Below are 383 nucleotides of genomic sequence, written 5' to 3'. Positions count from 1 at the left end.
GGCCTGCACGCGCCAGCGCTCGCCCACGGAGAACGTCTCGGTGGCGGTGAGCTCCTCCCACAGCCCCTCGTAGCTCTCCACGAGCCGCTGCGAGATCACGAACGGGTCCACGGAGGCCGGGTCCACCCCCGCCTCCTCGAGCCGTCGCTGCATGTGCTCCCCGGCCAGCAGGTCCATGACCTCCCCGGCCACGTTGGTCCGGGCGAGGTCGATGTCGTATCCCCGCTGCCCGCGGGTGAGCTCCGGGTGCAGCTCACCGGTCTCCGCGTCCACCAGGTAGGCGGCGAAGGTCCCGGCATCCCGCCGGAACAGGGTGTTGGACAGGGACACGTCCCCCCAGTAGAAGCCGGAGAGGTGCAGCTGCACGATCAGCAGCGCCAGCG

General features: G+C 71.0%; 1 pseudogene. It reads right to left on the bottom strand.

Annotated features, from left to right (window positions below):
- Positions 1 to 383: pseudogene (locus tag D9R02_RS11960) on the bottom strand (DUF4032 domain-containing protein); the annotation flags it as partial.

This window comes from Kocuria rhizophila, assembly GCF_003667225.1.
Taxonomy (GTDB): Bacteria; Actinomycetota; Actinomycetes; order Actinomycetales; family Micrococcaceae; genus Kocuria; species Kocuria rhizophila.
Note: the sequence above shows the minus strand (reverse complement) of the source record. Positions and strands in the feature narration are given on the sequence as shown.